Annotated in this window: 12 protein-coding genes; 9 read left to right on the forward strand and 3 right to left on the reverse strand. The window is 56.2% G+C overall.

The features are described 5' to 3' along the window. Nucleotides 1–109: 109 nt before the first annotated feature. Entirely contained in the window at nucleotides 110–1144 is a 1035-nt protein-coding gene (locus EL26_RS20295; protein WP_038093495.1) for a LacI family DNA-binding transcriptional regulator, read from the reverse strand. A 186-nt stretch (nucleotides 1145–1330) separates the two neighbouring features. Between EL26_RS20295 and EL26_RS20300 the strand changes: the two genes are divergently transcribed. The 7 genes from EL26_RS20300 (at nucleotide 1331) to EL26_RS20330 (ending at nucleotide 8667) form a co-directional block, all read left to right on the forward strand. After that, nucleotides 1331–2431: a Gfo/Idh/MocA family protein gene (locus EL26_RS20300; protein WP_038093498.1), complete on the forward strand. Its 1101-nt coding sequence runs from the start codon at nucleotides 1331–1333 to the stop codon at nucleotides 2429–2431. Nucleotides 2432–2436: 5 nt separating this feature from the next. Next, nucleotides 2437–3177 (forward strand): ThuA domain-containing protein, encoded by a 741-nt coding sequence (locus EL26_RS20305; RefSeq protein WP_038093501.1) that lies wholly within the window; start codon nucleotides 2437–2439, stop codon nucleotides 3175–3177. Continuing rightward, nucleotides 3178–4146 carry a sugar phosphate isomerase/epimerase family protein gene (locus tag EL26_RS20310; RefSeq protein WP_038093505.1) on the forward strand — a complete coding sequence of 323 codons (969 nt, stop codon included), beginning with the start codon at nucleotides 3178–3180 and terminating at the stop codon, nucleotides 4144–4146. 74 nt (nucleotides 4147–4220) lie between these two features. Next, complete coding sequence (locus EL26_RS20315; protein WP_038093508.1) at nucleotides 4221–5066, forward strand: pirin family protein; 846 nt, start codon at nucleotides 4221–4223, stop codon at nucleotides 5064–5066. Nucleotides 5067–5291: 225 nt separating this feature from the next. Continuing rightward, complete coding sequence (gene helD / locus EL26_RS20320; protein WP_038093511.1) at nucleotides 5292–7604, forward strand: RNA polymerase recycling motor HelD; 2313 nt, start codon at nucleotides 5292–5294, stop codon at nucleotides 7602–7604. An 88-nt stretch (nucleotides 7605–7692) separates the two neighbouring features. After that, nucleotides 7693–8319, forward strand: coding sequence for a nitroreductase family protein (locus EL26_RS20325; protein WP_038093514.1), 627 nt, complete (start codon nucleotides 7693–7695; stop codon nucleotides 8317–8319). Nucleotides 8320–8382: 63 nt separating this feature from the next. Continuing rightward, complete coding sequence (locus tag EL26_RS20330) at nucleotides 8383–8667, forward strand: WXG100 family type VII secretion target (protein WP_038093517.1); 285 nt, start codon at nucleotides 8383–8385, stop codon at nucleotides 8665–8667. Between the two features lie 55 nt (nucleotides 8668–8722). Here EL26_RS20330 and gerQ read toward each other — a convergent pair whose 3' ends face one another. Both gerQ and EL26_RS20340 read right to left on the reverse strand, forming a co-directional pair. Beyond that, entirely contained in the window at nucleotides 8723–9262 is a 540-nt protein-coding gene (gene gerQ, locus EL26_RS20335; RefSeq protein ID WP_238546159.1) for a spore coat protein GerQ, read from the reverse strand. A 17-nt stretch (nucleotides 9263–9279) separates the two neighbouring features. Further along, nucleotides 9280–9744 carry a cell wall hydrolase gene (locus EL26_RS20340; protein WP_038093520.1) on the reverse strand — a complete coding sequence of 155 codons (465 nt, stop codon included), beginning with the start codon at nucleotides 9742–9744 and terminating at the stop codon, nucleotides 9280–9282. A 424-nt stretch (nucleotides 9745–10168) separates the two neighbouring features. Here EL26_RS20340 and abc-f point away from each other — a divergent pair, with 424 nt between their 5' ends. Together abc-f and EL26_RS20350 are read left to right on the forward strand one after the other, a co-directional pair. After that, nucleotides 10169–11890 carry a ribosomal protection-like ABC-F family protein gene (gene abc-f / locus EL26_RS20345; protein ID WP_038093522.1) on the forward strand — a complete coding sequence of 574 codons (1722 nt, stop codon included), beginning with the start codon at nucleotides 10169–10171 and terminating at the stop codon, nucleotides 11888–11890. 138 nt (nucleotides 11891–12028) lie between these two features. Beyond that, the gene (locus tag EL26_RS20350) at nucleotides 12029–13198 is read left to right on the forward strand and encodes an RpnC/YadD family protein (RefSeq protein ID WP_038093525.1); all 1170 of its coding nucleotides are present in this window, start codon (nucleotides 12029–12031) and stop codon (nucleotides 13196–13198) included. Nucleotides 13199–13316: the final 118 nt, after the last annotated feature.

Genomic DNA, 13316 nt, shown 5'->3' on the forward strand with positions numbered 1-13316 from the left:
CCCCCTAAAATAGATTACCATTGAGGGGTCTTTTCTCAATGTCTATTTTAAGGGGTGCACATCACTCAAGGACAGTCGGTCTTTTCATGTTTTCACGTGAAACAACGCCTCACTCCTCCAACAACCGCCGATTCCGCACACTCCCGCGCACGATGATCTCGTGCTCCATCCGCACGCTTTCCAACGCCTCGTCCCGTTCTTCCTCGCGGTTTTCAATCGCTTGAAACAGCAACTCCGCCGCCGTCTTGCCGATTTTTGTGATCTGCTGCGCCACGGTCGTGAGTCCTGGCGAGACCATCCGCGAGAGCTCCAAGTTGTCAAACCCCATCACCGACACATGGCGGGGCACTTCCAACCCCTGCTGGTGCAAAAACTGCATCGCCCCGATCGCCATCGCGTCGCTTGCGGCATACACCGCCGTCAAATGCGGCATCTTGGCGTATAGCTTCGCCATCGCCGCAAACCCCGCGTCAAACGACATCTCCTCAGAAAAAACCACATGTTGCGCCGACACCGGCAAGTCATGCGCCTTCATCGCCGCCACGAACCCTTCATACCGCTCTCTCCCGGCAATCGGCGCCTGCTCCGGGCCGCTCAGAAAACCGATCGCTTCATGCCCGTTCTGAATCAAAAACGTCGTCGCATCAAAACTCGCTTGGTAATCGTCCACCCGCACAGAAGGCAAATTCCACTCGCGCCCTTCAGTGGACGCCAGCACGACGGGCACGCGCAGGGCCTCGAAGTTCTTACGATAAAACTCCGTGATCACCGTACTGGCAAAAATCACGCCGTCCACTTTCATTTTCACGAACGTTTTGACATAGTGCAGAAAACGTTCTTCGTTCTGAATGTCGTTGCAAATCATCACCGTGTAGCGGTTGGAGAGCGCCACTTCTTCAATCCCGGACAGCATCTCGGCAAAGTACGGATTCTCAATATCGGGAATCATCGCGACGATCACTTTGCTGCGGTTGTCGCGCAGCCCGGACGCAAACGGATTCGGGGCGTACCCCAACTCTTCTATGACTTTCAAAACCCGCTCCCGCATCTCTTGGTTGACCGATTCCGGGTTGTTGAACACGCGGGACACGGTCGAGATCGAGACGTTGGCTTTCTTCGCCACATCGCGGATCGATGGATTCATGTCGGACACCTCTCTTGAGACCACTGTACCTGAAAGCCGACTCGCAGGGCAAGTCCGCAGTTGACAAACGATACGAAATGTGAGAGATTCAGGTCAAGAAAACGTTTTCTCGGTGTTTCGATCCCAACCTAAATAGTACTGTTCTTGCTCTTGGAAAACGTTTTATCTGACTTTGGAGGGAACCTTATGACCCAGAAACTGAGAGTTGGCATGATCGGTTGCAACGGCATCGCACGCGGAAAGCACCTGCCGAGCTTGAAGAAGCTGCCGGAGGTGGAGTTGGTCGCTTTTTGTGACATCGTCGAGAGTGCTGCGGCGGCCGCCAAGGAGCAGTTCGGCACCGAGGACGCACAGGTCTACACGGACTACCGGGAACTTTTGAACGACGCCACTATAGACGTGGTGCACATCTGCACCCCGAATGATACGCACGCGGAAATCACGGTCGCCGCTCTGGAAGCGGGCAAGCACGTCATGTGCGAAAAACCGATGGACAAAACGGTCGACGGCGCCAAAGCGATGGTCGAAGCGGCCCGCCGCACCGGCAAGAAATTGTCGATCGGCTACCAGAACCGATTTCGCGCCGACAGCCGCTACTTGAAGGAAATCTGCGAGCGCGGCGATCTGGGCCACATCTACTACGCCAAGGCGCACGCGATTCGTCGCCGGGCAGTTCCGACGTGGGGCGTTTTTTTAGATGAAGAGAAGCAGGGCGGGGGGCCGTTGATCGACATCGGGACGCACGCCCTCGACTTGACGCTCTGGATGATGAACAACTACAAACCGAAGATGGTCGTCGGCACCACGCACCACCAACTCGGCAAGATGGAGAACGCCGCGAACGCGTGGGGCCCGTGGGACCCGGCAAAGTTCACGGTCGAGGACTCCGCGTTCGGATTCATCGTCATGCACGACGGCGCGACGATCGTGCTCGAATCGAGTTGGGCGCTGAACACGCTGCAAACCGGCGAAGCGAAGTGCTCGCTCTCCGGCACCAAGGGCGGCGCCGACATGCTGGACGGCCTGCGCATCAACGGCGAAGATCTCGGCCGCCTCTACACCCGCCAAGTGGAACTGGAAGGCAAGGGTGTCGACTTCTACGACGGCGAATCGGAGAGCGCCGCCGACCTCGAAGCGCGGCTGTGGATCGAATCGATCCTCCATGACACGGAGCCGGTCGTTAAACCGGAGGAAGCGCTCGTCGTCACGGAAATCCTGCAAGCGATCTACGACTCCGCCAAGACCGGCACGGCGATCTATTTCGATGAATCGGGACAAAGGAGATAACTCTCATGAGCGAAACCATCCGCGTTACCGTCTGGAATGAATACCGTCACGAATTGAAAAACCCCGTGGTCGCCGAGATCTACCCGAACGGCATCCACAACGCGATCGGCGATCCGCTGAAAGAGCAGGGCTTTGCCGTTCGCACCGCCACGCTGGACGAAGCGGAACACGGTCTGACAGACGAAGTGTTGAACGACACCGACGTGCTGATCTGGTGGGGCCATATCGCGCACGGCGACGTGAGCGACGAGGTCGTGGAAAAAGTGATTCAGCGCGTCTGGAGCGGCATGGGCCTGATCGTCCTGCACTCCGGCCACTTCTCGAAAGTGTTCAAAAAACTGATGGGCACCGGATGCGACCTGAAATGGCGCGAAGCAAACGAGCGCGAACGCCTCTGGGTCGTTGACCCGACGCATCCGATCGTCAGCGGCATCGGCGAGTACATCGAACTGGAGCACGAAGAGATGTACGGCGAGCACTTCGACATCCCGGCTCCCGACGAACTCGTGCTGGTCTCGTGGTTCCAAGGCGGCGAAGTGTTCCGCAGCGGCTGCACGTTCCGCCGTGGCAGCGGCAAGATCTTCTACTTCCGTCCGGGGCATGAAACCCACCCGACGTATCACCACGCGCAAGTGCAGCAAGTGATCGCCAACGCCGTCCGCTGGGCGAAATCGACGCAAGGCCCGACTCCGGTGCGCGGCAACGCCAAACCGCTGGAGCGCTTGGAAACGGAGGCGGTGAACTAGATGAAACTCGGCGTCTTTCTGGTGTTGTTCGGCGACCGGTCGTTCACCGACGCCCTTGATTATGTGGCAAAAAGCGGCCTCGACACTGTTGAGATCGGCACTGGCGGCTATCCGGGCCAAGCGCATTGCAACCCCGCGGAACTGTTGGCGGACAAAGCCAAACTGCGCCGGTTCGCCAAGGAAGTATCCGACCGCGGACTTGAGATTTCGGCGCTCAGCGTCCACGGCAACCCGCTGCACCCGAACGCGGAGACCGCCCGCCGCTACCACGAGGATTTTGTGAACACCGTTCGTCTCGCGGAGGAGCTCGGCGGTCTGCAAGTGATCACGTTCTCCGGCTGCCCCGGCGAATCGGAAACTTCGCAAAACCCCGTCTGGGTCACTTGCCCGTGGCCGGAGGAGTTTACGCAAGTCCTCGACTGGCAATGGCGCGAGAAAGTGATCCCGTACTGGTCGAAGCAGCACGAATTCTTGAAAAAACACGGTGTGCGCGTCGCGATCGAAGCGCATCCGGGCTTCGTGGTCTACAACACGGAAACGATGCTGCGCCTGCGCGAAGCGTGCGGCGACACGATCGGCATGAACTTCGATCCGAGCCATCTGTTCTGGCAAGGCATGGACCCGGTGGCGTGCATCAAGGAACTCGGGCGGCAGAACGCGATCTTCCACGTCCACGCCAAGGACACGGCGTTTGACGACCGCAACACGGCGCTCCAAGGCGTGCTCGACACGAAGAGCTACCGCAACGAGCTGCAGCGCTCGTGGATCTTCCGCACCGTCGGCTACGGCCACGGGGAGAAAGTGTGGCGCGACATCGTTTCCGCTTTGCAACTCGTCGGCTACACCGGAACGCTCAGCATCGAGCACGAAGACAGCTTGATGGCGGTCGAAGAAGGCTTCCAGAAAGCGGTCGCCTTCCTGAAACAACAAGTGATCCGCGAAAAGCTGGACAACGTCTGGTGGACGTAAGGATTTTCAGGCATGATAAAAAGAGACCCTGATCGGATCGGGTCTCTTTTTCCAATTTGAACGGAGGGCTCTCCATGACAACGCAACAACGATCGATCTCTCAGGTCTGGAACGTCGTCCCGCAACGGGGCAGAGGCCCGCACCTGCAAGTGGCGCAAGTGCTGGCACCCGTTCGCTGGTCGGACTTCGATCCGTTTCTGATCATGATGGAAGACTGGTTTGGGCAGGGCACGTTTGATTTCCACCCGCACCGCGGCATGGAAACGGTCACTTACGTGATCGAAGGCAAACTGAAGCACGAAGACAACCACGGCGGTCTCGGCATCCTCGAACCGGGCGATGTGCAGTGGATGACCGCCGGGCGGGGCGTGATCCACAGTGAAGACCCGCTGCCGGGCGAGACGGTACATAGTTTGCAACTCTGGGTCAACTTGCCCCGCGCGCATAAAATGACCCAACCCCGTTACCAAGACCTCAAAGCTGCCCAAATGCCCGTCCGCCGCGAACCGGGCGTGGAAATCCGCGTGTTCTCCGGTTCGTCCGGCGATGTCAAAGCCGACACGCTGAACCATGTGCCGGTGACCTACTTGGACCTCAAACTGGAGCCGGGTGCGAAAGTGGAGCAAGCGGTGCCGGCTTCGTATCGTGGATTTTTTTACATTTTGGAGGGGGAGGGGACGTTTGGCGCGAACAACACCCCCGGTGAGAAGAATCAAGTGCTCTGGGTGAATGCTCTGGAGGCGGGGGACGGCACGGCCAGCGTGGTGACCGTCGAAGCGAAAACGGCTCTCCACGCGCTGTGGATCGCAGGGAAACCGTTGCACGAACCGATCGCCGCGCACGGGCCGTTTGTGATGAACACGGCGGAAGAGATTCAGCAAGCGTTTGTAGATTATCATTCGGGCAACTTCGCCAACTAAAAAAGGCCCCGCTGCAAACGCGGGCCTTTTTCCTTTTGCTGTACACAATAAAAAACGGAGACCGCTTGCGCGTCTCCGTTGGCACATACATATTGAAAAGCAAAAAGCCTCATGCTACAATGAGGAATGGCTATCATTAACAGTAGAATTACTATGTAATAACCCTACTATAATGATATCACAAACAGTGCACGTCTGTCAACCTTTGCAAAAAGGAGTGGTTTCATGAGTTTGCCTGAGCAAGAATTTCAAGCGGAACAGCAGCGGGTGACCCGCGTCGTCACGGAGATTGACGAGCGAATCGATCACCTGACGGAAAAACTCGGCGCGATCCGCGAAGAGGTCGTGGAGATCCGCAACAACTTCTGGGACGATGTGACGGTCAACCTCGACGAGCCGGACGACATCATCGAAACCTATGTCTCCCTCAAACAGCAAGCGGAAGTGCTCTCCGAACGCGAGCGCAACCACCGCCACGCGCAAAACCAACTGAAAAAACTCCTGCGCCTGCACCAGTCTCCGTACTTCGGGCGCATTGATTTCACGGAAACAGGCTCCGACCGCACCGACTCCATCTACTTAGGGATCGGATCGTTGCTCAATGCTACGGACGACGAGTTCCTGATCTACGACTGGCGCGCTCCCGTTTCCTCTCTCTACTACGACTACCCGCCGGGCCCCGCCGAGTACGAAACGCCGGACGGCACGGTGCACGGGGAGTTGGAACTCAAGCGTCAATACATCATCCGCGACGGCCGGATTCTCAGTTTGTTTGACACCGGAGTCACGATCGGCGACGAACTGCTCCAGGAAGTGCTCGGCAAGCATTCCGACTCGCAGATGAAAAGCATCGTCGCCACGATCCAACGCGAACAAAACCGCATCATCCGCAACACGACGTCCCGCCTCTTGATCGTCCAAGGCGCGGCGGGAAGCGGCAAGACGTCCGCCGCCTTGCAACGCGTCGCGTACTTGCTCTACCGCTTCCGGGAATCGCTGACCGCCGACCAGATCGTGCTGTTCTCGCCGAACACGATGTTCAACTCCTACGTCTCCACCGTCTTGCCGGAGCTCGGCGAAGAGAACATGCAGCAGACGACGTTCATCGAATACCTTGAACACCGGTTGGGACGCGACTTCCACATCGAAGACCCGCTCAGCCAGATGGAGTACGTGCTGACGGCGATGGGGGAAGGGGACTATGAAGCGCGCATCGAGGGGATCACGTTCAAATCGGCGACGAGCTACTTGGAGATGCTGGAGCGCTACGTCGCGCACCTCGGCCGCGAAGGGCTGGTCTTCAAGGGCATTCGCTTCCGAGGCGAGACGCTGATCTCCTCCGAGCAGATTCGCACGCAGTTCTACACGTACGAACCGACGCTGCCGATCCCCAACCGCATGCGCCTGCTCACCGAATGGCTGTTGGAAGAACTGCGCGCGATCAGCAAGCAAGAGCTGGAGAAGGGCTGGGTGGACGAAGAGATCGAACTGCTCGACCCGGAAACCTACCTCAAAGCGTACCAACGCTTGCGCAAGAAAAAACAATTCACCGAAAACAGCTTCGACGACTACGAGAAAGAGCGCGATCAACTCGCCTACATGGTCGTCCAAGAACATTTCAAAAAACTGCGCTCCGGCGTGAAGCGTCTGCGCTTTTTGAACGTCCCGGCGGTCTATCGAAATCTGTTTGCCAACGAAGAACTCGCCCGCAGGCTGCACGACGACCTGCCCGCACGCTGGCAGGAGATCGCAGCCAAGACGGTGGAGCTCGTCAACGACGCGTACTTGGCGTACGAGGACGCGACACCGTATCTCTACCTCAAAGAGCGTCTGGAAGGCTTCCAAACGAACAACTCGATCCGCCATGTGTTCGTCGACGAAGCGCAAGACTACTCGCCGTTCCAATTCGCGTTCTTGAAGCGACTCTTCCCGCGCGCCAAGATGACGGTGCTCGGCTACTTCAACCAAGCGATCTACGCGCACGCCAACCCGAACTCTTCGTTTGACTGGCTGAACACGCTGTACGGCCCGGAAGAGACCGAGTTGTTCGTACTGACGAAAAGCTATCGTTCCACCCGCCAGATCGTGGAGTTCACGAAGGAGATGCTTCGCGACAACGCCAACATCGAGCCGTTCAACCGCCCCGGTTCGGAGCCGACGGTGCAACAACTGCCCAATCACAGCGAATTGGCGGCGCGTATCACCGACCGCATCTTGCAGTTGCAAGGGGAGGGGCACCGCACGATCGGCTTGATCTGCAAAACGGCAGCGGAGAGCCGGCAAGCGTACGACGCGCTCAAGGGGAATCTCGATTTGCGCTTGATCACGCAAGAGAGCGGGTCGTTTGAGGCGGGCATCCAAGTCATCCCCGCCTACCTCGCCAAAGGCGTGGAGTTTGACGCCGTGGTGATCTACAACGCGTCCCGCGAGCAGTACGGGCGGGAGAGCGAGCGCAAACTGTTCTACACCGCCTGCACCCGGGCGATGCACGAGTTGCATGTGTACTTCCTTGGAGAAAAAAGTCCCTTTTTGCCTTAGGGTTGTACGTAGACTTACAGACAAAAGCTGTCAAACACGGTATTCTATTCTTGTAGAGAATTGATACCGTGTTTGGGGGCTGTTTTTTATGGGAGATTTTCAGAACATCGTGAAAACCCGCCGTTCCGCGAACAAGTTTGTCGAGGGGATCGAGATTCCGCGTGCGGAGGTAGAAGACATTTTCAATGTGGTCAAGTTCGGTCCGTCCGCGTTCAACTTGCAACATGCACACTTTTTGGTGGTCGATGATCCGGAACTCAAGGAGCGCGTCTACGAAGCTGCCTTCAACCAATACAAAGTCAAAACCGCATCGGCCGTCGTAGCGGTTCTGGGCGACACGCTGGCGTATCAAAACGCTCCGCATATTTACGAGGGGCTGCGCAAGCTCGGCGTGATTTCGCAAGATGAGTTTGATGAAACGATCGACATGATCACCGGCATGTACGAGGGCAACGGCCCGGTCTTCCAGCGGGAAGAAGCGATTCGCAATGCGTCGCTGGCGGCGATGACGTTCATGCTGACCGCCAAAGACCGCGGCTGGGACACCTGCCCGATGATCGGCTTCGTGCCGGATCAACTTCGTGAGGTGCTGAGCATTCCGGAGCGCTACGTCCCGGTCATGCTGATCACCATCGGCAAGGAAGACACCACGTCCCTGCGCCCGCGCGGCTACCGCAAACCGGTCGGGGAGTTCGTCAGCTTTAACCGGATCTAAGCGCGAACCTTAGAAAAGTTCCACGTGAAACAACAACGCGATACCAAGTAAGGAGGAAACCCGATGCAAATTCAAGTCGATTCCGGACAACTGCATTCCACAGGAGACTCGTTTTCCACGATCGTATCGGAGATCGAAGGCACGATCTCTTCGTTGAATTCGGCAGCGAACACCGCCTCTTCCGGCTGGTCGGGGAGTTCGCACTCGGCGTTCAACGACCTCTGGACGAAGTTGCACGCGTCTCTGAACCTGCTCAAGACGGCGATGCGCGACGTCTCCGGCAACCTGCACACGGCAGGCACCGCTTACTCCACGACGGAAAACAACATTGCCAAATCGGCGAAGTAGTGAAAAAGCTCCCGCACCGGATGGTGTCGGGAGCTTTTTTGACAGGGGTTCTTGATCAGCCTTGGGTGAGCTGTCCGGCAATGTTCGGCGGGAGTTTCGGAGCGATATAGTTGATCGGGCCGTCGAATTCCACCCAGTCGAGGTTGACCATCTGCAACAAGTAACGCTTGCCGGTGGAAGGGTCGCTGACGATGATGTGGTCGCGTCCGGCAGTTTCAATGCGGCCGCGGATGATTTTGGCGTTCCATTGCGTGTTGTTTTCATAGGTCAGGTAGAGCGTGGCGATCTTGCCGTGGTTGAAGCGCAAGATGTTTTCGATGTACGACTCTTCGCCGGGACCGCCGAGCGGGCTCGGAATGTCAGTTCCCGTGTTGGCTGCCGGTGTCGAGCCGCCTGCGCCGGTGAAGCCGGTACCGCCTGGAATGCCGGCGGTTCCGGCATAACCGCCGGGGTAGGGCATATTCGGCGCCATCGGCATCCCGGGTATCGGCATGGCGACCGGGTGATACATCGGTTGGGTCGGGGCCAGCGATTTCCGGTAAAAAGATTCGGTCAGCGAGGATTGCCCGCAGGAGCAAGGGGATTTCGTATACATGGAATTCATTCTCTCCTTTAATAGCCGAAATGGGGGCATTCTTTGTACGTCGCAACATAAAAGCAGTGATGCTTATAGCGGCCGACGAACCTTGCGTTTCGAGTCGGCCAATAGGGGGTGACGCAAACGTCGTGGTTGATGTATTTCGGATTCATGTACCACAACGCTTGCGTGGCAGGCCACAGACGCATCCCGTCGACAGCGCGCTCGGCAAGCCGAATGTCTTTGTTGCGCGGCTTTTGGTAGAACGTCGGTTTTTCCACCACTTCAAACGCATAGTGACTGCACGTCGGGCAGGTGCGTTGATACACCATCTGCGGAATCGTGCGGATGCCCTTGAAGTCCGAGCAGTTCGCGCGGATCCGGTTGACTCCGACGTTCCCGACCATCAGGATGCCTTGGTCCAGTTCACCTTCCGCTTCTCCTCGCATCATGCGCGCCAACAAGCGTATATCCGAGGCTCTTCTTCTGACAACCGCCATGAGGTCCACCTCCAAATCTCTACATGTTCAGGGTATTACCGGGCGGGCAATCGGGAACTTGGCCCAGGTGCCCATTTTTTTAGGAGTTGTAAAGATCTGTGGGATGTCATATACTAGAAGCAACTTTGGAACTGTGAAAGGTGGCCTTACTTACACGACATGGATCATTCTGTATGCTAACTGACCCGAACTTCAAAGGTCTGACTGCATACGTCGCTTTGTGCAAACAGCACGAAGCGATTGGACGGGATACGTCTGTCCAGAATCCATGATACGGTGTAAGGAGAAGCGACCTCTTTGTTTTTTTCTGCAAACAGGGTCTATTCTGCCGTGGGATTCGTGCGTATGCATGCCCACGGCTTTTTGATGTTCGGTTGTACGGAGAACGTACTCGAACTTTCAAAACGAAGGGATGGACCGCCTTATGATGTTGCTGCAAACCATGAACTTGAGCCAATCGTACGGCACGCGAGACGTGCTGAAGAATATCGAACTGGAACTCCACGCCGGAGACCGCATCGGTCTGGTCGGGCGCAACGGGGAGGGCAAATCGACTCTCATGCGCCTGCTCGCCGGGACGGAGCAGCCGGAAGAAGGGCAGGTATACTTCTACGGAAGTGTGGCGTATGTGCCGCAGTCCTTGGAAGAGTTTCAAGAGCAGACGGTGTCTGACTGGCTGGCGTTGCAGAACGTGACGATCACGGAGAGTGCGGCGAAAGAAATGGGGCTGCGCGATCACATCTGGGAGTTGCCGATCGCGCAGTTGAGCGGCGGGGAGCAGACGAAAGTGGCGCTGCTGGCCGCGCTCGGCACCAAACCCGATTTGCTGTTGCTTGACGAGCCGACGAACCACCTCGACCTCGATGCCGTGCAGCTGTTGGAGAAAAAGCTCCGCGCCGCGAATGTCTCGCTGCTGGTGATCTCGCACGACCGCCGCTTCCTCGACAATGTCACCAACAAGACTTGGGCGTTGAAGGCCTGCGCCGTCACGCCGTATCCGGGGACGTACTCGCAATACGCGCAATGGGTGGCGTCGGAGGAAGAGCGCATCGCGCACAACTACCAAGAGTATGTGAAAGAGCGCGACCGATTGGAAGAAGCGATCGAGCGCAAGCGCCAATGGGCGGAACGGGGGGAGAAGGGCCGCAAGCCGACCGACACGTTTACTCGATGCTTGATTGCGGGGGACAAAAGCACGGCGGCGAACATGTTCGCCAAAGCCAAAGCGTTGGAGAAGCGTCTCTCCAAGTTGGAACCGGAAGAGAAGCCGGAGAACAAGCTGGTGGCGAAGGTGCGTTTTTGGGAGATTGTGACGTCGGAGCGTCCGGTGCTGATGCGGGGGGAGAACGTCACGTTCCGCTACGGAGAGCGGGCGATCTTGCGCAATATCGGTTTTGAAGTCCACAAAAACGACCGCATCGCGCTGGTCGGCCCGAACGGCATGGGCAAGAGTACGTTGTTGAAACTCTTGACCGGACAACTGGAGGCGGAGCGCGGGAACATCCGCATCACGCCGACGGCGACGCTGGGGTACTTTGATCAGGTGTTTGACTCGTTGAATTTGGAGCGTTCGTTGTTGGACGATCTGCTGGATTTGCCGAACATGGACAACACGACGGCACGGTTGTTCTTGGGATCGTTTCTGTTTCGGGGGGATGAGGTGTTCCGGAAGCTCGCGACGCTCAGTTACGGAGAGCGGGTGCGGTACGTGCTGGTGAAGTTGATCCTCAGCCGGTTCAACACGCTGGTGCTCGACGAGCCGTCGAACCACTTGGACATTGCCACGCGCGAAAATCTGGAAGAGGCGTTGGATGACTATCCGGGTGCGTTTCTCGTGGCGTCGCATGACCGTTATTTTTTGGAGAAGATGACGAACAAAGTCTGGGAGATTCGGGACGGCCAGTTGATCGTGCACCCGATGGGCTTCAAAGAGTACATGGAGCAAAAAAACCAACCCGTCGCAGCTCCCGGCAAGAAACAGCTGAAAAAACAACTCCAAGACGAACTGCTGCTGCTGGAAACACGACTCTCGCAACTCTCGTTCCAACTCTCTACTGCAACAGACGCCGCAGAGAAACAACAACTGGATACCGAATTCATCACGCTGTCCCGCCAAGCAAATCAACTGCGGAATCAGTTAAGGTAGCTTGTTTCACGTGGAACAAATACAGCCCTCCTAACGAAAATTGGGAGGGTTTTTTATTTTTTACAAAAGGGGTACACATGTTCGCTTAGTTGTGCTATATTGTTACAAAACGTAACTAACAAGAAGCCGAGGTGTTCTATGTCGACCGTACAAACCCGAAAGGTAAGGCTGGCACCAAGAAGCAAGCGGTGGAATCGAGTGAAAGCTGACGAGTCTCTGAAAACTCTGTTTCACTTATCTTCGAAACCGATTGTAGCACTCTTGAATGGGCTGTTTGGAGAAACGTTTGACCCGGAGACGGCCAGTGTGGAGTCTCTAAACACAGAGTTCGTGAACGGCGAAATGGACACGATCTATGCAGATTCGCGAATTCGAGTGACCGATTTGCAAGAATCCAAGGAGTTTCACATCGAGTTTCAAACCAAGAACGATGCCTCCATGATTGTCCGTATGTTTGAATACGGATTTCAAGTGGCGAAAGGGAGCACTCAGAGGGTGGAAGATCAACTCGTGGTTCGCTTTCCCCCACAACTTGTGATATATCTAGAACAAGGGCCTCTGAGTGCGGACTTTCTTTCCTGCCTCGTCCAGTTTCCTCCCTATGAACAGTCGGATCTCTATGAATACAAAGTTCCGGTCAAGCGGTATTGGGAGTTTAACGCTGAGGATTTTAAGGGGCAGATGTTCGCGTTGCTTCCTTTTCAAGTCTTCACCTATCGAAAGGCGATCGCCAAGATTGTGAATGACCAAGACCTTACAGAATCTCACAAGAAGCGACTTGTGCATCAAGAGTTGCTCAGGCTGAAGGAATGCATCGAGCAGAGTCACGACTCCATACTGGAGGTTCATCGGCAGCGCCTGATCACAGACGATGATGTGAACAAAATGTCCACGGTCATCTTCAACCTTAGCCGCCATTTGTACAACAAGTTTGAGGCGTACTACGACTCTTTTTTCCTGGAGGTAGAGAAAATGGTGAAATCGATGTTCGACGTGAACTTGCTAAAACAAGCGAGAGAGGAAGCCATGAGGGACGGAAGAAACGAAGGGATTCGGGAAGGTTTGAAGGAAGGTATTCGAGAAGGACGCAAAGAAGGTCTCAAAGAAGGTCTCAAAGAAGGTCGGATCGAGGGTCAGCATAAATTGCTCCTCTCGCAATTCTCCTTACGAAACTTCCTCGACGACCGAGTGCGAGAGTATATTCTGCAAGTTACGGATGAAGCGGAAATCCAGAGACTTTCCTCCCTGCTGCTCACCGCCAATTCCAAACAGGAAATTCTCCAACACATCGGTGTTGATGAACATTAGAACAATAGAAACGTACGAACAAGCATCCCAGCCTGCAACAAACGGCTGGGATGCTTCTTTTTTGGGGCACAATATGGAAGGAATAGACAAACACCGAAACGAAGGGGCTTCCTCAAAA

Source organism: Tumebacillus flagellatus (assembly GCF_000714935.1).
In the GTDB taxonomy this organism is placed as follows: domain Bacteria; phylum Bacillota; class Bacilli; order Tumebacillales; family Tumebacillaceae; genus Tumebacillus; species Tumebacillus flagellatus.

What these genes read in the sequence shown, in the direction of transcription:
- EL26_RS20295 (WP_038093495.1), bottom strand. Translation starts at nt 1,144, where the DNA reads ATGAATCCATCGATCCGCGATGTGGCGAAGAAAGCCAACGTCTCGATC.
- EL26_RS20300 (WP_038093498.1), top strand. Translation starts at nt 1,331, where the DNA reads ATGACCCAGAAACTGAGAGTTGGCATGATCGGTTGCAACGGCATCGCA.
- EL26_RS20305 (WP_038093501.1), top strand. Translation starts at nt 2,437, where the DNA reads ATGAGCGAAACCATCCGCGTTACCGTCTGGAATGAATACCGTCACGAA.
- EL26_RS20310 (WP_038093505.1), top strand. Translation starts at nt 3,178, where the DNA reads ATGAAACTCGGCGTCTTTCTGGTGTTGTTCGGCGACCGGTCGTTCACC.
- EL26_RS20315 (WP_038093508.1), top strand. Translation starts at nt 4,221, where the DNA reads ATGACAACGCAACAACGATCGATCTCTCAGGTCTGGAACGTCGTCCCG.
- helD (WP_038093511.1), top strand. Translation starts at nt 5,292, where the DNA reads ATGAGTTTGCCTGAGCAAGAATTTCAAGCGGAACAGCAGCGGGTGACC.
- EL26_RS20325 (WP_038093514.1), top strand. Translation starts at nt 7,693, where the DNA reads ATGGGAGATTTTCAGAACATCGTGAAAACCCGCCGTTCCGCGAACAAG.
- EL26_RS20330 (WP_038093517.1), top strand. Translation starts at nt 8,383, where the DNA reads ATGCAAATTCAAGTCGATTCCGGACAACTGCATTCCACAGGAGACTCG.
- gerQ (WP_238546159.1), bottom strand. Translation starts at nt 9,262, where the DNA reads ATGTATACGAAATCCCCTTGCTCCTGCGGGCAATCCTCGCTGACCGAA.
- EL26_RS20340 (WP_038093520.1), bottom strand. Translation starts at nt 9,744, where the DNA reads ATGGCGGTTGTCAGAAGAAGAGCCTCGGATATACGCTTGTTGGCGCGC.
- abc-f (WP_038093522.1), top strand. Translation starts at nt 10,169, where the DNA reads ATGATGTTGCTGCAAACCATGAACTTGAGCCAATCGTACGGCACGCGA.
- EL26_RS20350 (WP_038093525.1), top strand. Translation starts at nt 12,029, where the DNA reads ATGTCGACCGTACAAACCCGAAAGGTAAGGCTGGCACCAAGAAGCAAG.